General features: G+C 36.3%; 20 protein-coding genes and 1 pseudogene. 11 read left to right on the top strand and 10 right to left on the bottom strand.

The window, feature by feature from the left end; all coding sequences use genetic code 11:
* Nucleotide 1 precedes the first annotated feature (1 nt).
* The gene (locus tag QNN06_RS04930; RefSeq protein WP_284037145.1) at nucleotides 2-469 is read right to left on the bottom strand and encodes a hypothetical protein; all 468 of its coding nucleotides are present in this window, start codon (nucleotides 467-469) and stop codon (nucleotides 2-4) included.
* A gap of 175 nt (nucleotides 470-644) precedes the next feature.
* On the opposite strand from QNN06_RS04930, the gene QNN06_RS04925 reads away from it, so the two are divergent.
* From QNN06_RS04925 to QNN06_RS04905, 5 genes are all read left to right on the top strand, one after another.
* The gene (locus QNN06_RS04925; protein WP_284037144.1) at nucleotides 645-1,268 is read left to right on the top strand and encodes a CGNR zinc finger domain-containing protein; all 624 of its coding nucleotides are present in this window, start codon (nucleotides 645-647) and stop codon (nucleotides 1,266-1,268) included.
* A 658-nt stretch (nucleotides 1,269-1,926) separates the two neighbouring features.
* Nucleotides 1,927-2,370, top strand: a complete 444-nt coding sequence (locus QNN06_RS04920) for a hypothetical protein (protein ID WP_284037143.1) — start codon at nucleotides 1,927-1,929, stop codon at nucleotides 2,368-2,370.
* Nucleotides 2,371-2,907: 537 nt separating this feature from the next.
* On the top strand, nucleotides 2,908-3,978 hold the full coding sequence (locus tag QNN06_RS04915; protein ID WP_481819242.1) for a hypothetical protein: 1,071 nt from the start codon (nucleotides 2,908-2,910) through the stop codon (nucleotides 3,976-3,978).
* A 19-nt stretch (nucleotides 3,979-3,997) separates the two neighbouring features.
* Nucleotides 3,998-4,660 (top strand): DUF3995 domain-containing protein, encoded by a 663-nt coding sequence (locus tag QNN06_RS04910; RefSeq protein WP_284037141.1) that lies wholly within the window; start codon nucleotides 3,998-4,000, stop codon nucleotides 4,658-4,660.
* Between the two features lie 14 nt (nucleotides 4,661-4,674).
* Nucleotides 4,675-4,827 (top strand): hypothetical protein, encoded by a 153-nt coding sequence (locus QNN06_RS04905; protein ID WP_284037140.1) that lies wholly within the window; start codon nucleotides 4,675-4,677, stop codon nucleotides 4,825-4,827.
* Between the two features lie 149 nt (nucleotides 4,828-4,976).
* Here the strand turns inward: QNN06_RS04905 and QNN06_RS04900 are convergent, their stop codons facing one another.
* The gene (locus tag QNN06_RS04900; protein WP_284037139.1) at nucleotides 4,977-5,339 is read right to left on the bottom strand and encodes a GNAT family N-acetyltransferase; all 363 of its coding nucleotides are present in this window, start codon (nucleotides 5,337-5,339) and stop codon (nucleotides 4,977-4,979) included.
* 433 nt (nucleotides 5,340-5,772) lie between these two features.
* Nucleotides 5,773-6,657 carry a LysR family transcriptional regulator gene (locus tag QNN06_RS04895; protein ID WP_284037138.1) on the bottom strand — a complete coding sequence of 295 codons (885 nt, stop codon included), beginning with the start codon at nucleotides 6,655-6,657 and terminating at the stop codon, nucleotides 5,773-5,775.
* A 242-nt stretch (nucleotides 6,658-6,899) separates the two neighbouring features.
* Here QNN06_RS04895 and QNN06_RS04890 point away from each other — a divergent pair, with 242 nt between their 5' ends.
* Both QNN06_RS04890 and QNN06_RS04885 read left to right on the top strand, forming a co-directional pair.
* Entirely contained in the window at nucleotides 6,900-7,238 is a 339-nt protein-coding gene (locus QNN06_RS04890) for a VOC family protein (RefSeq protein ID WP_213118538.1), read from the top strand.
* A 101-nt stretch (nucleotides 7,239-7,339) separates the two neighbouring features.
* On the top strand, nucleotides 7,340-8,254 hold the full coding sequence (locus tag QNN06_RS04885) for an NADP-dependent oxidoreductase (protein ID WP_213118901.1): 915 nt from the start codon (nucleotides 7,340-7,342) through the stop codon (nucleotides 8,252-8,254).
* A gap of 208 nt (nucleotides 8,255-8,462) precedes the next feature.
* Here QNN06_RS04885 and QNN06_RS04880 read toward each other — a convergent pair whose 3' ends face one another.
* The 3 genes and pseudogenes from QNN06_RS04880 to QNN06_RS04870 form a co-directional block, all read right to left on the bottom strand.
* The gene (locus QNN06_RS04880; protein WP_213118539.1) at nucleotides 8,463-8,684 is read right to left on the bottom strand and encodes a cyclase; all 222 of its coding nucleotides are present in this window, start codon (nucleotides 8,682-8,684) and stop codon (nucleotides 8,463-8,465) included.
* 390 nt (nucleotides 8,685-9,074) lie between these two features.
* On the bottom strand, nucleotides 9,075-9,821 hold the full coding sequence (locus tag QNN06_RS04875) for an alpha/beta fold hydrolase (protein ID WP_284037137.1): 747 nt from the start codon (nucleotides 9,819-9,821) through the stop codon (nucleotides 9,075-9,077).
* Between the two features lie 265 nt (nucleotides 9,822-10,086).
* A pseudogene (locus QNN06_RS04870) lies at nucleotides 10,087-10,197 on the bottom strand (SMI1/KNR4 family protein); the annotation flags it as partial.
* Nucleotides 10,198-10,637: 440 nt separating this feature from the next.
* Between QNN06_RS04870 and QNN06_RS04865 the strand changes: the two are divergent.
* Nucleotides 10,638-10,817, top strand: a complete 180-nt coding sequence (locus QNN06_RS04865) for an aspartyl-phosphate phosphatase Spo0E family protein (protein WP_213118541.1) — start codon at nucleotides 10,638-10,640, stop codon at nucleotides 10,815-10,817.
* Between the two features lie 92 nt (nucleotides 10,818-10,909).
* On the opposite strand, the gene QNN06_RS04860 is transcribed toward QNN06_RS04865, so the two are convergent.
* Nucleotides 10,910-11,281: a hypothetical protein gene (locus QNN06_RS04860; RefSeq protein ID WP_284037136.1), complete on the bottom strand. Its 372-nt coding sequence runs from the start codon at nucleotides 11,279-11,281 to the stop codon at nucleotides 10,910-10,912.
* Nucleotides 11,282-12,013: 732 nt separating this feature from the next.
* Between QNN06_RS04860 and QNN06_RS04855 the strand changes: the two genes are divergently transcribed.
* Nucleotides 12,014-12,460, top strand: a complete 447-nt coding sequence (locus QNN06_RS04855; protein WP_213118902.1) for an exosporium protein C — start codon at nucleotides 12,014-12,016, stop codon at nucleotides 12,458-12,460.
* Between the two features lie 282 nt (nucleotides 12,461-12,742).
* Here the strand turns inward: QNN06_RS04855 and QNN06_RS04850 are convergent, their stop codons facing one another.
* Nucleotides 12,743-12,889 carry a group II intron maturase-specific domain-containing protein gene (locus tag QNN06_RS04850; protein ID WP_249366753.1) on the bottom strand — a complete coding sequence of 49 codons (147 nt, stop codon included), beginning with the start codon at nucleotides 12,887-12,889 and terminating at the stop codon, nucleotides 12,743-12,745.
* A 716-nt stretch (nucleotides 12,890-13,605) separates the two neighbouring features.
* Here QNN06_RS04850 and QNN06_RS31350 point away from each other — a divergent pair.
* Both QNN06_RS31350 and QNN06_RS04840 read left to right on the top strand, forming a co-directional pair.
* Nucleotides 13,606-13,761 (top strand): hypothetical protein, encoded by a 156-nt coding sequence (locus QNN06_RS31350; RefSeq protein ID WP_481819241.1) that lies wholly within the window; start codon nucleotides 13,606-13,608, stop codon nucleotides 13,759-13,761.
* Between the two features lie 1,353 nt (nucleotides 13,762-15,114).
* On the top strand, nucleotides 15,115-17,043 hold the full coding sequence (locus QNN06_RS04840; protein ID WP_284037135.1) for a fructose-1,6-bisphosphatase: 1,929 nt from the start codon (nucleotides 15,115-15,117) through the stop codon (nucleotides 17,041-17,043).
* A 914-nt stretch (nucleotides 17,044-17,957) separates the two neighbouring features.
* Here the strand turns inward: QNN06_RS04840 and QNN06_RS04835 are convergent.
* Both QNN06_RS04835 and QNN06_RS04830 read right to left on the bottom strand, forming a co-directional pair.
* The gene (locus QNN06_RS04835; RefSeq protein WP_284037134.1) at nucleotides 17,958-18,563 is read right to left on the bottom strand and encodes a hypothetical protein; all 606 of its coding nucleotides are present in this window, start codon (nucleotides 18,561-18,563) and stop codon (nucleotides 17,958-17,960) included.
* Nucleotides 18,564-18,756: 193 nt separating this feature from the next.
* Nucleotides 18,757-19,149, bottom strand: coding sequence for a hypothetical protein (locus QNN06_RS04830; protein WP_213118548.1), 393 nt, complete (start codon nucleotides 19,147-19,149; stop codon nucleotides 18,757-18,759).
* Between the last annotated feature and the right edge of the window lie 48 nt (nucleotides 19,150-19,197).

The raw sequence follows: 19,197 nt of genomic DNA, 5'->3' as shown, positions 1-19,197 counted from the left end.
GTTACACCTTGACTACTTTTAACATTTGTCGAATGGCTCCAAGATGATAGGCTGAATGAGCCAAGGAAGACAACACCTCATTGGCCAGTAGTTCATTCCATTCAATAGCGTCAATCGATTCCAAAAGTGTGAAGTATTCATTTCGCAATCCTTCCTGAATTCGGTTCCATTGTTGTGCATCTACCGAATGAATATCCCAACTCTTTCCCCAATCCATTTCCGGTTGTTTCCCTTTTTTTAAGATTTCATTGGTTCCCCACATGTGATAGCGGATGTGATCAGTATGTGCAGCCAATGTTGTTCCATGAACTGACATGGAGGCTTGGTCGTAAGACATCCCCTCTAGTACACCGAAAATTCCAGAATTCGATTCAGAATTTGTGAACCAACTTCCTTTTCCAGGAACTAGGGGTCCTTCGAATGTTTCCCTTAGCATCGTTTTAACCGAGTTTCTTAACGTTTCATTCATGTTTAGCCCCTCCAATAAATTTTTATTATGCATACGTCTGTTTTTGTATATAACCTTCTATAATTGTTTTGATGGTTATATTATGATGTGGTTGATTCTAACTGTCAATACCTTTTATAATGGTTATAGGAAAATTTCAAAATTATATGGCCCGGACTGTCAAAGGAGAAGTCACATGTCTGATATAAATAAAGATGTACACAAGCATGATTTGCTCGGCGGACGTTTGTGTTTGGATTTTGCCAATACAGTAAGCTGGCACGATAGCAGTGAGGAATCACAGGAGTTGCTGACGAGTTACGAGAAGCTGGTAAACTGGAGTTTGCATGCCAATATTCTTAATAAACAACAATCGCTTTCACTACTAAAAAAAGCAGAAGATCAATTCGCTAAGGCAAAAGAAGTTCTCCAACAAGCTATTGAGCTGCGGGAATCGATTTACCAAATTTTTAGTCTAGTAACAAAAAATGAAACACCAGCCTCTAAAGATCTTGCTATTTTGAATGAAGCCCTAAGCAATGCTTACGGGAAGATGCGAGTAGTGCTTGGTGAAAATAAATTTTCATTGGAATTTTTGAATGGTGAAGAAACATTAGACGGAATGCTTCCACCGATTGTTCAATCTGCTATAGACATTCTTACTTCTGAAAAAGAACTAAGCAGGGTGAAAAAGTGTGAAGGGCATCCGTGTGGTTGGCTGTTTTTGGATACAAGCCGCAATCGCAGCAGACGTTGGTGTTCGATGGCAGACTGCGGGAATCGTGCAAAAGCAAAAAGATTTTATCATAATAAAAGATAATAACTCCTAACACTAACGGGTTCCGTTTCCCGTCGAAAAACCGAAAATGCAATCGAAAATGTAGCCCAATTTGTACTGCAATTTGTATCCGTTTTTACAATTAAAAATGAGCACCGAGTTTGATAAATAAGCGGAGAAATTTCTCTTAGTTAGGAAATAGCACTGAAAATAGCCTAAATAGACGGAAATATTCCGACTAATGAATCAAAAAACGTGAAAATGGGTAATTTTTCTTTGCTTAATCGGAAAACCTCCGCTTATATACCCCGAACCCAGCTCTATTCTACAGTTTAACCGAAAAATCTCCGCTTATTTTTAATATCATTGGTTACTCAATTAAGGATTAGACTACTTATGTTTCTAAGCATTTTTTGTAAGATAAATTGTATATCAAATTGTGGGGGTACAACAGCCATTGTATCCCTACTATTTGTGGTGCATTTCCCTATACAAATTTTTAAGTAATTTCCACCCAAATGAATTTGCACCAATAAAAAATGAGTGTCAATCAGCCTTTACGCATCTGGTGATTTCGTATTTTCAATATTCTACAATCGGGTGCCTTTCTTGAAAAAAAGGTGTCTTCTTTTATTAGGTATAAAATTATCTATAATTTGTAAACTAAATTTACCTACATAAAGACTGAGGAATTGATGATATGATCGAAGATAAGGTGTTAAAAATTAGTTTATTAGGTGTTCTGTCAACAATACCAGGAGAGATTGCTTCGAGGATACTTGTTTATTTTGGCTTTGGTAAGTATGGTATTTATGAATTAGCAAGCCTTATTGTTACAATTAACAGGCCTGTATTTACCATAGGATTAATTGTAGATTTTTTAGTTGGTAGTTTTTTTGCAATCTTAATTTACTTTATATTTGAAAAGTTTGGTTCATCTCATTTAGTTATTAAAACTACTTTATCCAGTTTACTGGCCTGGTTAGTATGTGAAGTTTTATTCTCAGCATTAATAGAAGGTAAGTATATACCTATTAGGCCCATAAATGATTATTATTCCCATATTTTCAGTGCCATGATTTTTGGTATTACATTAGGACTGTTGATAAAAAAATTTATATTCAAGGAGTTAAATTCAGGATAAATTTAACCCTTTCAGGTATTACCTTAAGAACGCGTGTTTTTGTTATGTTCCGGTATATAATCCAACATATATTAGGGATTGGATTCATTACACTTATAGTAACGGGGCCATTGAAGAAGAATTAACTGATTTTAGGATTATAGAAAAAGAAAACCCCGAATTAAACAAAATTTAAACGAAACCTCACCTTCATTTTAACCTTTACGGATTAGGATGAAAGTGAGGTTATTTGTTTTAGAATAAGGCTCTGTTATAACTGAATGTTGCTTTACAGTGTTTGAAAAATAAACGGTAAAATTCCGTTTATTTTGGGAAATACCCTTATTTCCTTAAAAATAAAGGAAGTTTTTCCGTTTATATGATCCAAATCATTGGATTTTGTCTTATTTAGAGCATGTAAACGGAATATCTCCGCTTATATCTGCTTCTTAAGCTTCCTCTTTATACATTAGCCGGAAATTCTCCGCCTATGAATTCTCATACCTACACGAAAATCAACAATGATTAATAACAGAGCCTTGAATAAAAAAAGAAAGGATGATTACGTTGAATGTCACATCGACTTTAATGAAAAAAGAGGCAAAAACAAACAGGAACGGCTGGCCCTCATGGATCGGTTATACCGCCATGCTATGGTCGGCGCTGTACGGAGCATTACATCTTTACTGGTTATTGGGTGGAGCTGGATATCCTTTTAAAAATGAGGGTATGGGATTGTTCGCCGCCATGGTTACCAATCTTCCGGTACAAATTGGCGGTATTGTTTTTGTCACTCTATGTCTCATGGGCATTGGAATAGGTCTTGTCATGCAGAAACCACATTATAGGGCTTTTTCTCGGCGGTTTGCCATTGCCTATTCATGGGGGTTCTCAGTTGCTCTGCTCCTGTTTATTCCTGATACCAGGTTAATTGCCGCTATGGCTTACGCTTTTTTATTTAAATTCGACTTTAACTGGGAAATGTTGAACCAAATTATTTGTATTATCGGAGCCCTTTTTTGGATGATGGCCGCTGTTGTTTATCAAAGAAAAACTCGTCATGCATGTGAATATTGCGGACGTACCGATGACGGAGAAACATCTTTATTGATTCGTTGGGGAAGATGGATGACCATGATCGCAGTATTGGCTCCCATTCCTTATGCCTTAATACGCTTCTCGTGGGCACTCGATATCCCTTTAGGGATTGATCCGCAATTCCTTAAGGATTTCTCGACCGCTAATCCGATGGCTCGTCTGACGGAATGGGTTTTTGGATCTGTATGTATAATCGGAAGTCTCCTTACACTTGGTTTAATCCAAAAATGGGGTGAAGTCTTTCCGCGCTGGTTCCCGTTCATTGGTGGAAAAAGAGTTCCCATCATGCTAGCAGTGATTCCTGCTTCCATTGTGGCCATAGCTGTAACCGCAGCAGGTTTTGTCTTTACATTCGGTATCATTGCCACGGCACTTCATCTCGGGCCGATGGAAAATATTTTACACAGTCAGGGCTGGGGTGCTATGGGACCGATGATCTTTTGGGTGCCATGGGGAGTGGCACTTGGGCTAGCTGCGATTGCCTATTATTATCGTCGGCGCAGCCGATGTTCCCGCTGTGGAAGAGGTTAAAAAGGAGGACTGCGTGACCATGAATGAAAAAACAAACAATGTGAAAGCTCAACCGGCAAGGCTAACTGCCTTTGAGCAATGGACGAAGGAAGCGGTATGGCCAGCATACCTCGGTTGCTTTTGGGCAGTCATGTATGCTGTTTTCGTCCGATTTTATCAAGCTGCAGGCGGGACGATAGGTCTCCCCGGGCAGCTGGAGGATCCTAAAGCGATGTACATGGCAAGTTACCTTGCAGGCGTCTTGATCATGACCTGTGGGTTCATTTTAATTGCCCTTGTCAAGCCATGGGGACGAGTAGTCCCAGCATGGGTGCCGTTCATTGGAGGGAAAAACATCCACCGTGTCATCATCTTAATCCCTACCCTTTCCTGTACTGCTTATTTACTTGCACATGGAATCAGCGGGATCATTACAAAAGCCCTCCTTCTGGCTAATGTCATTACTTTACAATTCAATGGCTGGATTTCACTTGATGTTCACAGCCTGGCGTTATGGTCTCTTTTGTTTTATGAGCCGTGGTTTGTGATAATGGGCATTTTGTCCGGCTTAACCGCCTCCCATTACGCGCAAGCTTCCGGCATTTCACTTTCTGCATTTAGACGAAGCCTGGCCATCTATTTCATTTTCGTTTTTCTATTAACGATGTTTTGTGTATTCTATATCATTTTTAAACTCGCATAAATGGGATGTATTTCTTGCTACTGCTTCTAACAATCGGGATATTATTAGCGTCACTTGGCGGAGGTTTAGGAGGCGTACAAAAGCTTTGCCCTAATGTTGCCTGTGGAAAAATTGTAGTGTTTGGTGTAATGCGCAATACGTTCCCTAGTACATGTTCAGGAATGTAAAAACTGGGTCAGCCCCCCAATCAGGTAAAGCCTTAAAATATCGGGGACTGACCCTAAAAACAAGCAATGTATAAAAACTTGCATATTTGCTCATTAATTTTTTTTCACAATGTAGAAAAGCATTCGTAAAAAAAGCTAATTTAATGCATCTAAACTAATTTATACATTAGAATATCATCCACATATTTATTATCATTAAATTTAAATTCATTAATTTTTCGTCCCTCTTCAATGAACCCCATCTTTTTGTATAAGGATATTGCTCTATGATTTGTTGAAAAAACCCCTAGACTTACTTTCTCAACTAATGGATTCTTTTCTGCCCACTCTAATAATGCTTGGAGCAGCATTTTACCAATCCCAATTCCTCTGTAATTGTTTCTGATTAACATTCCGAATGAACCCGTATGTGACAATCGTTTCCTATTTTGGATACTTTCAAATACAATCCAACCAACAACTTGACCGTCTTTTTGTTTTAAAGGACAATTTGTCCAAAAAAGCCCCCCCATTCTATTAAAACTCTGCTTTTAGCGTTAACTAACGGTATCATCTGTTCTCCATTCCATCATAGTGACCATAAGAATACTCCGTTCAATAATCGTTTCTTTGACTGAAAATTATATGATTACCTGTTTATCTGCAGCAGAAATTAGGACAAAGATGTAAGCAGTTTTCCGGGATTTTCGTACTGCCTTTTGTCGGACTCCAGCCTCACCCTTTAACCATCAATCATAGTAACAACTTTACTATTTTAACGAATCTATTACAGAATAAGTTTTAAAAAAACTGAATTAATAAGGTTAATATCAGGGTGAATCGCATAAATTTAGACAACAAAATCACACACAAAAACGCAGAGGTTTTAGCATCCTCTGCGTTTTTTTTAGTATTTTGCCTTTTACATTAAACAAACAGTAATAAAACAAATCCATTCTAAACTTCTCAACTGATCGGTAAATCAGTAAAGCTCCGGACAAAGAAATCTCGAAACTTACGATCCACCTTGGACATATATCTTCCTTCAAGCCATGCGATTTGATAAGTACGCTGACAAATAGGATTATCAATATGCAATAAATGAAATGAAGTCTCTATATTTCCAATTAGGGTTTCCGGAATAAAAGCAACACCAATTCCCATACTCATGAAGTGAACTACAGCAGTATGTTCGTCGACCTCACAAATTATATTCGGAGTAAACCCTGCTAGTTGACAAAATTCATCCGTCATTTCTCTGAATGGATTACCTTTCTTTATACAAATGAAAGGATCATCAGCCACTTCACTCAAGTCTATGTTTCTCCGATTAGCAAAGCGATGTGTATGAGGAACAGCAAGATAAATTTTTTCAGTGAGAAAGGACAATCCCTCTATTCCTGACTGCTCAATGGGAGGGAAAGTGATACAAAAATCGATTTCACCATTTCGAAGCTGTTGTATCTTTTCCCTTTTTGAAGCTTGAGTGATTTGAAGTTTGACATCAGGGTGTAAGGATATAAAAGAACCTATTACATCAGAAAAACATTTATGAGTGGTTGTCGCTAAAAAAACACGCCCTCTTTCATATCCCGCAAGATCTTCAACTTCTCTTCGACCTTCATCAAGCAACATGAGTGCCTTTTCTACTTTCTTCAGATACACTTTTCCAAACGAATTGAGTCGAATGTTTCTTCCTTTACGATCAAATAACGGTACACCCAAATCCTCTTCCAGCCTTGCGATGGTTTTGCTGAGAGCTGGCTGAGCTATACGCAGTTCTTGCGCCGCCCTTGTCATATGTTCCAACTTAGCAACTTTTAGAAAATATCGTAGTTGCAGTAGTTCCAAGTTCGTCACTCCTTCATTCATATACCAGAGTATATATAGTGATATATAAATATGTCTTTTTATATATTAATAATTAAATATAGAATATTAATTGAAAGTAAAAAATGCTTTCAAAAACTGAATAAGATTGCATATTCTGGTTGTGAATATTGTTGCTTAAAAACCCTCAGTTTCAAGAGATCATTTATTAAAAGTGAATTAAGGTATTAAAAAATGATTAGTAAAGAAAGGATGTGTAACCTTTGAAACTAAATCATATCAATCTAACTGTGACTGACGTTAGCGCTGCTCGTGAGTTTTTAGAAACATATTTTGGCCTACAAACCAAGAGTACACATGATGATTCATTCGCTGTATTGTTAGACGAAGATGGATTGTTGCTGGCATTGATGAAAGGTACCCAAGTCAATTACCCTAAGACCTTTCATATAGGTTTTTCACAGAAGAACGAAGAACAGGTGAACGATATCTATCTACACTTGAAGAATGATGGATTTGATGTAAAACCTCCAAAAAGGGCTCATCGTTGGACTTTCTATGTTAAAGCACCGGGTGGATTTACAATCGAGGTTTTTTGTTGAATGCAAACATCAATTATCATTAAAAACAAAAATGTTAATTTGTAATTCTAGGATTAAATATAATCAATATGAAGGGACAAATAATAATGATTAAAGATCACATGAAAGCCGCTGCCATTACTACTTTTGGTCCTCCAGATGTTTTGCAAGTAATGGAATTTGATAAACCCCATGCAGGTGCAGGGCAGGTTCGGGTCAGAGTCAAGGCTGCTGGTATCCAGCCGTTCGACTTGGCTGTGCGTAGTAGTGGCTGGGCGCCACCAGGTATGGAGGTACGGTATCCACAGATACTCGGTAACGAATTCGCTGGAATTATTGATCAAGTCGGTGATAAGGTAACAAATTTCTCTGTCGGCAATGAAGTACTAGGATGGGCTTTACTGGCCTGCTATGCCGAATATGTGGTGGTTAGCGTTGACCAGATTGTGCATAAACCAAAGAACATGCCTTGGGAGGAGGCAGGTGTAATAACAGCCTCTGGTCAAACCGCACACACCGCGTTACAGGAACTTGGCGTTGACAAGGGAGACACCATCTTGATTCACGCTGCAGCTGGTGGAGTTGGTACATTCGCAGTACAACTGGCTCAGGCATGGGGAGCAACTGTCATCGGAACCGCTAGTAAATGCAACCATGAATACCTTCGAAAGCTCGGTGCCATTCCAGTCACTTATGGTGACGATCTTGCCAACAGAGTCAGTGCGTTAGCACCTAATGGCGTGGACGTAGCATTCGATGCCGCTGGGGATGAAGCTCTACACGCATCATTGGAACTTGTCGAAAATAAAAATCGAATTGGCACAATTGTTGCGTTCGATCTTGCAGAAAAACTTGGTGTTCGTCCTATACGCAGCCAGAGGTCCGTGAATAGGCTTACTGAAATAGTAGAACTATACTCGCAAGGTAAATTGCAGATCCTTATCAGAAAGGCATTTCCATTACACCAAGCCCCAGACGCCCATCGAGAGATCGAGAGTGGCCATGGTCGAGGAAAAGTGGTTCTTACAATAGGATAGAACATACTATTGTAATGGATTTAGGTAATTTATAAAGAGGTTACTCCTCCCATTATTTTGGAGGTTGCCTCTTTTTATTTAAATTATTCTCATTCTTACATCTTCTAAGTAAGGATGGAATAGCTTACTCTCTGAAGTAATGTCTATCTCATTTTCAACTTTACCCAAACGTATTTTAAAACAAATTATTGTTTTTCTCTAGGGGTTATTACTGATCAACAGATTTTCGTTTATGTTTTTCATTGATTATTTTTTTGTTTAGTATCCTGACTTCCCCAACCATTAGTAACCTCATATCCTCTACTATACACTTTGCTAAATCTTCATCAGAAATGTCATCTCCATAAATATCAAGACGAAAATCCTGTCCCTGCAATCCACCGCCATTGGTAAACTCTATTTCAAAATCAAACTGGACTCTTTTATCCATTTTAAAATCCACCTTATATATTGTTTTGGGTCGATATTGGCTATGGTGCCTGGCCCCCCCCCAAATCTTGTCGGGGAGAATTCGACAAATTGTGGGTAGGACAGGCACTTGCCTTATCGAAATTCTTTTTCGCACGCTTTTGCATTCTATTCGGAATAATATATTGCATATTTTCATAAATCATTTGATGGGTTCTTTGGTTTTTCATAAATAAAATATCTGTGCACTACTTTTCATTAATTTAATTCATTGTTGCGTTAAACTGCTGATAGTTTAATAATGTGTACTCCAAAGTATTGTTATATCAATATGGAAAAAGTGGGTTCATCGAAAGTCAGTATATTATCTAGAAAGCGTTCATTCTCTTCCAAAGCCATTGCAGTAGGCTTTTCATTCCTCCATAAAATCAGTAATTTGACTATACAGCTTCTCAGGGTGGGTGAGATTAGCCATATGGTCAGCACCCGGAATTTCTATGATTCTAGCATCTGAGTGCATTCGAAAGTAATTGGCAACACGAAGGTTGTCGGGTGAATCTTCCTTGCCGATTATCAATAATGTTTTGTCCGTCAATTCTCCTAATCTTTCGATGGCCGGTGGTTGCGGCCAAATCAATTTAACAGGAGGCCATTCAAACATTCGGTTCATATGGTGCCGAAGCATTTGAACCATCAAATCCCGGTGCGGACTCACCGTTACAACACGATTCGATGGATCACAGAGCAAAAGCTCAATCATCTTTTCGATATCGGGGGCAGCTTCATGAATCTTCTTCATTCTCTCTCCAAATTCCTTCGAATAGCTAAACCCAGATAAACCTGGCGCAAGCAAAATTAGTTTAGAAACCCTCTCAGGATAATTCAGAGCGAATTCAGTGGCAATTTGGCCGCCCATTGAGTGACCGATGAGCGTTGCCTGATTGATTTCTAGATGATCAAGCAGTGACAACAAATCTTCAACAGGATTGACATCTTCTAAAGGAGACGGTGATTTCCCGGTACCACGTCCGTCAAAAGCAACGACCTTATAGTGTTTCGCTAAAAGAGGTGCGACAAATGTCCAATTTCGTACATCAGCCCCACCAGTGAGGAGGACCACAGGTTGACCACCCCCATAAACTTCGTAATACAAATCCATTGATATTCCCCCACCTAACATAATTTAATATTTCATTTGAACGTGCGATAGGATTACCGAAAAATAACCATGAAGTTAAGTTTTCACTCACACCCTCCCCCAATCCTACACACATTACATATTTTACCACATAGAAGTAAAGTAAATGCTGAATTTTCAAAAAAGAGACCCTTTGTTTCAGCTATTTAACTTCCTTAATTCAAATAGCTTACTCCAATAAATGGCTCATGTTGAATAAAAGCTAATAAAGATTATTCAACTTAACTGCCAAGTCAATTGTTATATAATCACCATTCATATCATCGCCAATTATGTACCAATTTGAAGATAGATCATATTCAGCTCTTTCACCGATAATTACCGGGTTTGCTAATACCAGATGGAATAAGCATCTTTCAAGCTTACAAGATCCATATAGCCAGTTCTATTGATCCTCCCCCTCCTCTAAAACAACTTTTGCTCTGTATTCACTCGAAAACTTAACTATACAAAAAACCCCCCTAAGTTGGATTGTTTAATCCAACTCAAGGGAGTCACTCCAATTAGCGAGCTTTTTTATTAAAAATACCGGATCCTTATTAAATTAAAACACCCGTTGAATAAGAATCTTTCTTTTTAGCCCTCGTTAATTACCCATAATCTATTTTGTTTTCCCATCCAAGAACTAGCATCACGCCACTTTAGACTCTTGGCAGAAATCCAGCTATTAGTGCCAAGTATATAATTTTCGGGACAATTATATTTTCTAATACATAATAGCCATGCATTAACGGCACAATGTATAATGTTTAGATTTATCACATAGTTGGTGCAAAAATGGATGAGAAATTTGATAAAGAGAAAGAACTTTGGAATAAAATCTACCTACTTCGTGAAGAAATGGTTAGAACAGCTTACAATAAGAAGTTAGATTTTCTTGATGATGAAGTTTTATCATTGAGTCAAGCTTTAAACAAACTTTTAAACGAATATGAAAAATTATTACACAGAAAATAAGGGAAATATCACCTCTAGAATGTGAATACATCCAACGCTGCAGCAACCCCATGTTCAACTCAAGCACTCTGATAGTTTAAGAAGCATATAGATTATTCTCTCGAATTTGTGATGGAATTGTATATATCGTGAAGGTACTCATTACTCTCTTCATTTATCAACTTTTTTTCTCCGTCTTTATTAAAAAATAGTTTAAAAACCCCTTTATTCTCTGTATCTTCAATAGTTCTAACACCATCAATAACAGCAAATATGCCAAATAAACTTGCATCTACGACTTCATATAGTGCTTTTTTTATCATTTCTTTATTAGTTATGGACTGTTCGTTATACCATTCTGAAAGTTCTATAACCTTTTTTCTTGGTCTTCTTCCTGGCGGTTCTTCCATTAGACTTAACGTATCGTTAACCGCAGAATCTCTTACACTCGAAACTATTCCTTTTACGAAATACTCACTATCCATATTTGTCCACCTAACCTTCAAGCTTTTTAAGTCTATTTTGGCGAAGTTCCTTATTAAACTGTCCATTAGTGAATAAGCGTCCCAGCTTATCGCCGAACGCCCTTAAGCTTTATAATAGGAACTGCCTTAAGTTAAATCGATTGTACTCCATCCAGTAGCAGCAATAGTTTCTCTAAACTGTTTAAATGTATTTTTTGAATCAAATTCAATTCGCGTAAAGGGTCTTGTAAAAAACTCAAAATAGGGTAGATTTGCATCACTATCCCTTTGTCCAATGGTTTTGTCTTTCCTTATAACATCTTGTATTTCATTATCCTTTAGGTTCTCAGTTCTGCTTCTATACTGTATCCAGTTTTGATTGCATTCCCTAAAATCAATAAACCTAGATTCCCCTGATTCGCCAAAATACCTGACTCCCTCAACACTAATACCCGTTAGCGGAACAAAAAAGAGCCGCCACCGCAGCCCCTTGGTCGAACTCTTGCACCCGTTGGTTTAAGTACATTCCTTCACATATAGATATTTGGCAAACAATTATCAATCTACCTTAACATTAGCCTTCGTTACAATTTGGGCTTATCTTTTTGTGACATCGACAAAAAAATTTTTGGAAAAGGAAGTATTTTATCTTTTAAGGTAATAAACCTTTTTAAAATTAAAAGGTGGTCCAAACTAAATTTCTCTTTACTGCATACTTTATAACATAACAAACAAGGGAGTGATTTAATGAAAATGGTTCGTCTTATTGATTATCAAGCATCAGAACCTATTAGTATGGTTAACAATAATAACCCAATTGCTATTCCTCATACTCCGAGTCTTACAGTACTTGCAACCATTCATATAACTATACCTCGAAAGAATGCAAAAAAAAATCATGTTGAATTAATTGCGACAATAGGCGTCCGTGGGGTAAGTGGTACATCACAAATTTTATTTAAAATCTTTCGTGATGGAAAACAAATCTTTACTGCTCAAGAGGGAGTGGAATCGGATCCTACATCAGAGGTTAATTATATTGCGACATTCCAAGCTATTGATACGAATTTAGCAAAAGGATCACATTTTTATGAATTGACCGCTGAAAATATTACAAATGGCACAGAAGCAGCTGTTGTAGGGCCAATCTCGTTTAGTGGTTTAGCCGTAGCTCATGATGACAGTAAAAGTGATTTATAGATTCAAACAGAAACAGATCTTAGACTTCTAATAATCGAAGGACTCCTATACCCCTTATTGTTGAGGGGTATATTTTTTTTACTTAGTCGAGTAGAAGGGAGCCTTTATACCTTGCGGTAAATTGTTCTCCTCTCCCCTCACAGAACCGTGCTTGCGCTATTAACGCACACGGCTCCTCCTAGTTATCATTTACAAAATATAGCTAATTTCTTTTCTTAAGTCGTATATATTAACCTTAACTCTTGCGTAAAGTAATGGATATTTATTAAGAAAGAGTCTGAATTAATCCCAAGTAAATGATTTCCTTTGACTTCTTCTATTGAGCCATTTAAACAGTAAGTACCCGATTTTGTCTCTGAATTTGTTTACACTTTGGGTATTATCTGTGATGCAATAATAGTTGTAATAACCTACTAGTGAGCGTTGCAAATTGGAATATATGGGGAAATGCAACCTGATGCCTTTTATTCAAAAATTATCTTAGCATCGGTGTTTTCCGCATTTCTGTTGGTAGACCTCTATAATAAATCAAATGAGTCATACTGGAAATACAATCCAACCTGTGGCCCATTTTTACACGTATCTCGGCTGTACCCCATGCCCATCAAGTTAACAGTACTGCAAAAAAAATATAATAAAATAGAGTTTTTTTCCCTAAACTTCCGGTATTCAACATGATTATTAGACATATTCAAATAAGCCTTCGCAGGCTTTATTTTTTAAAAATTTCATCTTCTACGCTGTTGCACGAGATTTCTGAGCACAGTCATATGCCACACCCAGAGCTAAATTGCACATGGAGTTGATTAAAGTACATTTCTACTTGTATTTGGAAATTAAAAAATGAAGCATGTTTTATGAATTTAAAAAAGCCTAAAATATGCATGTAATGTATAAAAACTTGCATATTTTAGGCTAATTATTTTTATTCATTATTGTGGTAAAGCACCCGTTTGTTTAAGTGTAGTTCTTCACAATCTTCACTTTAACAAAACAAAACGGGACTGATGCTAGCACCGTCCCATTTTATTTTAATTGGTGTAACTTATGGAATTATTTACTGAATTTTATAAAAAATGGTTATACTTACATTGGAGGTAAAGAAGTATGAAAATAATATCCCTCATGAACAAAGGAGACTAAAAATGAGAAAACTCGTTCTATTTCTGCACGCATCGCTTGACGGTTTTGTAGAAGGTCCGAACGGTGAAATGGACATTGGCTGGGTTTCATACGATGCTGACTTGGAGAAACACGCGAAAGAAATTCTGAGTACTGCCGACACTGTCATATGGGGATAAAATTACGGTTTCTCCCGTCCTGATCGGCAGCGGGTTGCCGTTATTTCAAGGTCTCAAGGAGAAGATCAATCTTAAACTGATTGAAAACAAGACATTTGATTCTGGAGCCATAGCCCTCGTTTACCAGACGGTTAGATGACCTTTTCTCCTAAAGCAGATTACGACGGATACGATAGCTCAATAAGCCGCCTCTTCAACGAGGCGGTTTTCTTATCGTAAACATCAACATCAGGATTTAATATAGCCTAAATCTAAGATGATGATACAAAATTAAGTAAATCATACCGGTAAAACAATTTGGGTTAAGGATCCCTAAAAAAATGCAAAATCAAGCAATCAAAAGCTAATGAAAAAAAGAGCGAAATGAAAAATTGGTATAGAATTATTACTTTAACCTTAAAGTTTGAAAAAATACAATCTTTAAGAAAATGAGAACAGCACAAAAAAAGACCACATTTAGGTCCGGAAATTCAGTTTCTTCAAGTAAAGCTACCCGTTAGCTTAAGTACAATTCTTCACATAATATATATAAATGCCTAAAATACAGATTATCCTTAAAGATATTTTTGATAGAAGCCATAGTTCGTCCAATACTCAATTTTCTCTACAATTTCTTTTGTATTCCTACTTTCAAAATACTCTAATGGTTTTTCCCAATTAAAATCCTTAATCTAGAATAGTTTATATGTACCGTTTTTATCGCTATCTGGATACCAACCCACGTCGAGAACAAGTTTATGTTTACTATTGGTGAGTTGCAATAAATCTTCAACAAAATATTCTCCAAAATCATTGCAATTATCAGGTTCGCATTCATAAAAGTTATTAAATTCTACTGTCCATCCTCCCAGTAATCTTAGTGGTTGAATTTCAAATGGCCTATTCATTAACTCACCTCTGTTATATAAATTTCACCTCGTAGTTGATATTTCCTTCTTTCACTAAACTGACCGTTACTTCAATAAGGAAAAAAGCTATACCAATGGTTTAATAATGATTTTTAACAGCGAAAGTTAAGTTACTTAAATAATCACAAATATAACAGGTAACAATTTGCCCATTCACTTTAAAGTGTTAAATTGTCACCGTGTTGTTAGACAATCTTTCTTTTAGTGTTACTCCTTAGCCAAAGAAGCACAATTTACATATAGTGGTTTGCGCTTTTTGTTTTTATAGAAACCATAATACCTACCATAATGCCTCCTTCCCGGAACCCAACCAAAAAAGAACCCTTGTAGCTGAGCCCTCTGAATAGACATTATTGAGTTGTTAAGCATTCAAGATGGAAATAAAACGTTTTTATTGTGGAATAATGGAAAATAAATGATGAATTTTGGAAGGGGATACATAATTTTGAACACAAAATATCTAGATTTGCTTGCCCAAAAGTATGATAGCGAAGAAAAAGTGGTAACTGAACTTATAAATCTTGAGGCCACCCTTAATCTCCCCAAGGGGACGGAACATTTTGTCAGTGATTTACATGGGGAGTATCAAGCCTTTCAACATGTGTTAAGAAATGGTTCAGGGAATGTAAAGGAGAAAATCAAAGACCTTTTTAAAAATGTGTTATCTGAGAAAGAAATTAATGAATTTGCTACATTAGTTTATTATCCTAAAGAAAAATTATCGTTGATTAAGGCTAACTGCAGAAATAAACAAGAACTCTATCAATGGTATATAGAAATCATTGATCATATGATTCATCTGATTTCGTATGCTTCCTCTAAATATACACGCTCTAAATTACGTAAAGCATTGCCCGATCAGTTTGTTTATATTATTGAAGAACTGCTATACAAAACGGATGAATTCACAAATAAGGAACAGTATTATGCAAAAATTGTTCAGCAAATTATTTCTTTAAATCAGGCTGATAACCTCATTATAGGCCTTGCTTATACGACGCAGAGATTGGTTGTGGACCATCTGCATGTAGTGGGGGATATTTATGATCGTGGACCTGAACCTGATAAAATTATGGATACTCTAATCAATTATCATTCCGTTGATATTCAATGGGGAAATCATGATGTACTATGGTTAGGTGCATTTGCTGGTTCAAAGGTGTGTCTTGCTAATATTATTCGTATTTGTGCTAGATATAACAATTTGGATATTATTGAAGATGTATATGGCATCAATCTTATACCTCTACTTAATCTTGCGGAGAAATACTATGATGACAATCCAGTCTTTAGACCAAAAATAAGTTCAGATGAAAACTTATCTGATCATGAACGATCGCAGATTACGAAAATTCATCAAGCCATTGCCATGATTCAGTTCAAACTTGAAATGCCGATCATCAAAAGACGTCCTTACTTTAATATGTCGGAAAGGCTGTTACTTGAGAAAATTGATTATGACAAAAACGAAATATCGATACATGGGGAAACGTATCCATTAGAAAATAGCTGCTTTGCAACGGTTAATCCATTGCAGCCGGATCAATTATTAGAGGAAGAAGAGCAGGTGATGGAAAGGTTATTACTGGCTGTGCAGCACTCGGAAAAGCTAGCTAGACACATGAACTTTCTTATGAAGAAAGGAAGCCTTTATTTAAAATATAACGGGAACTTATTAATACATGGCTGCATTCCTTTAGATAAAGAAGGAAATATGGAAAAAATGGTGATTGAAGATAAAACCTATGCAGGAAGTAATTTACTTGATGTTTTTGAAGAATATCTGCGCTATGCTTTTGCACATCCAGAAGTGACAGATGATCTGGCAACAGATATGGTCTGGTATTTATGGACAGGAGAATATTCATCACTCTTTGGGAAAAGAGCAATGACAACTTTCGAGAGGTATTTCATTAAAAATAAGGAAACCCATAAAGAGAAAAAGAACCCATATTATCATTTACGTGAAAATGAGGAAATTTGCCGTAAAATCCTAGCTGAATTTAATCTTAATCCTGATCAAGGTCATATTATAAATGGTCATACACCCGTTAAGGAAATTGAAGGAGAAAATCCAATCAAAGCAAATGGAAAGATGATAGTTATTGACGGTGGTTTTTCAAAAGCGTATCAATCCAAAACAGGTATAGCTGGATACACGTTATTATATAATTCTTGCGGTATGCTACTAGTTGCTCATAAACATTTTAATTCAAAAGAAAATATCCTCTTAAACGGAACAGATGTGTTATCAGTTAAAAGAGTGGTGGATAGAGAACTGGAGAGAAAAAAGGTTCTGGAAACCAATGTTGGAGAGAAATTATTACAGGAAATCTCAATTTTGAATGATCTGAGGAAATATCGCTACAGCTAAAGTGCGAAGAAGCCTTGGGCTACCAATAAAAGCGAACAAGATTTAGAAGAATATCGAAAAAAGAAAAATTCTATAAGTATGGATGGGAAAGTTTCACTAACAAGTGAGATACATAAATAGCTCCTTTTTTATGCAGCACGTATGAGCAAAATCTCGAAACGTTGATAAATCAACAATGTATAAAAAGCTGTATAAAAGATAAATTTAGTTTAGTTCAACAGCGGGGGTTGCTGCGGCAGCCTTTTTCTTATTCCACTAACGGTGCAGGCAAAATAAGAAAAACGGGATAGCCGCAGCCATCCCGTTTTTGAACATAAGCCCCCGGTAGTTGAATACGAAAATAAAATTTAAAAAGAACAAACTATTTCTATTCTTTAATTCTCCGAACAAATTTCTTTCTCTTTAAAAACTGGTTTTTTAACCGCTACAAGCGTTTGGAAAATTTTATAATACTTACAGCTACTGCGATTAGGAGTACAATTATACTATTTATTAATAGATAAGGCCCCACGAGATTCAATCCGAAAAAAAATCCAAAAGCATCGTCAAGAATGATCATTGCAAAGAAGCCTTCAACAATTGCTAAAACTCCTGCAGATATAAGTATAATAAATGCAGAGAAGTATATATTTTTCGTTATTCGATAGTAAAAAAATGCTATTAAATTTACAGATAATATTGAAATTATCAGTATTAACATAAGAAGTAGTTTCGTCATGTAATCCTCCTTGTGTACATAATTTTTATTATCAATTAGTAAATTCTAATTTTAAATATCCACATTTCACCATATGAGTTAAGGAGATTATTTAATAATTATTTTTTAGGAACACAAAAAGACTGCCGAAGCAGTCCAGACTTGTTGAACTAACGCACTCGTTAGCTTAAGTACATTTATTCAAAAGGTTGTCTATCTATATGACAAATTCAACACCCGTCGGTTTATTAAAGAATGGGCGTTTATATTTCTTAAAAACCAAATTGATTTCAGAAAGATCATCGGGTAATGCTGGTGATACGATGAATGTATAAGATTCGTGTCCTCCAGAACCTCCCCCTCCTTCGTTTCGGCAGTTATAATCAGCCTCTTTACCTTCAATTGATAGATCAAAAAGGATAGGTTCTCGTATCCTTCTATGCACTTCATCATCAGAATCTTCTCTATCAATATTAAAATGAACGACACTGGCATTTTCGTACTGACGTACAAATGTTACCGAATAGAATACATCATCTTTTTCAAAGGACTTTAATATTGGGATATTTTTAAGAAATCCTTTTGGCTCTACAACAGGTTTATACATATCTTCGTTTAAAAAATTTGTAAATACACTATTTAAGAATTCTTCATATAAGTTATATTTTTCTGACCAGGTAGTTATAAGTTTTTTAGTTGGAAAGCCAGGGTTATTATTTGTAATATCCTTCCGTTGATTTATTAAATTACAAATATGTTCATCTATTGCTTCAATTCGTTGATCATAGTGTTTTATTGGTGGTTGGAATGGCAATCGTCTCATAGTCCGCCTCCAAAGATAAAGTAGTTAATTTATTTTAACATCAACTGGAAATAAAATCCTTATTGCACTAAACTGCCCCGTTTGCATAAGAAAAAAGCCGTCAAAAATGGCAGCTGGCTCTTATTCTCTTGCCCCCGTTAGCCACCCATGCAACAGAACTGCCATAAAGACTGGAATGTTACTTTTTTGAACTTCATTTCTCCTTTATTACTAAATAACCTAATAAAAAATACAAGATACTTAAACATAGAATCAGAAATTCATACGTTGTTCCTATGGCTCCTCTTGAAATAAAAAAAGTGAATAGTAGTACGACACCAATTAACATACAAAAACCAATGTAAATGTATCTCCATCCTTTAAATTTGATTCCAAAAGAACCTGCTCCTGTTATTACACTACCTAAGCCTATGCTAAATAAAATTACAAAAGTGAACTGATTTCTGGCTGTTGTCTCCATTTCGGAACCGAGAGCTTTCCCTAAAGAGGTTCCTAGTAAATATAGGAGTCCATACCCCAAGGTAGCTACTATCATTATTGTCCCTAAAATCATTCCAATCGTTTTAGACATTTTATATTTACCCATGTTTCCCCCTTAGGATCAATATCATTGCCTCGAAATCACAATTTCCTC

This window comes from Neobacillus sp. 114 (genome assembly GCF_030127045.1).
Taxonomy (GTDB): Bacteria; Bacillota; Bacilli; order Bacillales; family Cytobacillaceae; genus Neobacillus; species Neobacillus rhizophilus.
The sequence above is the reverse complement of the archived record's forward strand: the minus strand, read 5'-3'. Positions and strand labels throughout refer to the sequence as shown.

Excerpts from the sequence above, each read along its gene's own strand:
- QNN06_RS04920 (WP_284037143.1), top strand. The coding sequence starts at position 1,927 with ATGATCGAAGATAAGGTGTTAAAAATTAGTTTATTAGGTGTTCTGTCA.
- QNN06_RS04835 (WP_284037134.1), bottom strand. The coding sequence starts at position 18,563 with ATGAGACGATTGCCATTCCAACCACCAATAAAACACTATGATCAACGA.
- QNN06_RS04865 (WP_213118541.1), top strand. The coding sequence starts at position 10,638 with ATGGATGAGAAATTTGATAAAGAGAAAGAACTTTGGAATAAAATCTAC.
- QNN06_RS04875 (WP_284037137.1), bottom strand. The coding sequence starts at position 9,821 with ATGGATTTGTATTACGAAGTTTATGGGGGTGGTCAACCTGTGGTCCTC.
- QNN06_RS04880 (WP_213118539.1), bottom strand. The coding sequence starts at position 8,684 with ATGGATAAAAGAGTCCAGTTTGATTTTGAAATAGAGTTTACCAATGGC.
- QNN06_RS04925 (WP_284037144.1), top strand. The coding sequence starts at position 645 with ATGTCTGATATAAATAAAGATGTACACAAGCATGATTTGCTCGGCGGA.
- QNN06_RS04855 (WP_213118902.1), top strand. The coding sequence starts at position 12,014 with ATGGTTCGTCTTATTGATTATCAAGCATCAGAACCTATTAGTATGGTT.
- QNN06_RS31350 (WP_481819241.1), top strand. The coding sequence starts at position 13,606 with ATGAGAAAACTCGTTCTATTTCTGCACGCATCGCTTGACGGTTTTGTA.
- QNN06_RS04910 (WP_284037141.1), top strand. The coding sequence starts at position 3,998 with ATGAATGAAAAAACAAACAATGTGAAAGCTCAACCGGCAAGGCTAACT.
- QNN06_RS04900 (WP_284037139.1), bottom strand. The coding sequence starts at position 5,339 with ATGGGGGGGCTTTTTTGGACAAATTGTCCTTTAAAACAAAAAGACGGT.
- QNN06_RS04930 (WP_284037145.1), bottom strand. The coding sequence starts at position 469 with ATGAATGAAACGTTAAGAAACTCGGTTAAAACGATGCTAAGGGAAACA.
- QNN06_RS04915 (WP_481819242.1), top strand. The coding sequence starts at position 2,908 with ATGATTACGTTGAATGTCACATCGACTTTAATGAAAAAAGAGGCAAAA.
- QNN06_RS04885 (WP_213118901.1), top strand. The coding sequence starts at position 7,340 with ATGAAAGCCGCTGCCATTACTACTTTTGGTCCTCCAGATGTTTTGCAA.
- QNN06_RS04830 (WP_213118548.1), bottom strand. The coding sequence starts at position 19,149 with ATGGGTAAATATAAAATGTCTAAAACGATTGGAATGATTTTAGGGACA.
- QNN06_RS04860 (WP_284037136.1), bottom strand. The coding sequence starts at position 11,281 with ATGGATAGTGAGTATTTCGTAAAAGGAATAGTTTCGAGTGTAAGAGAT.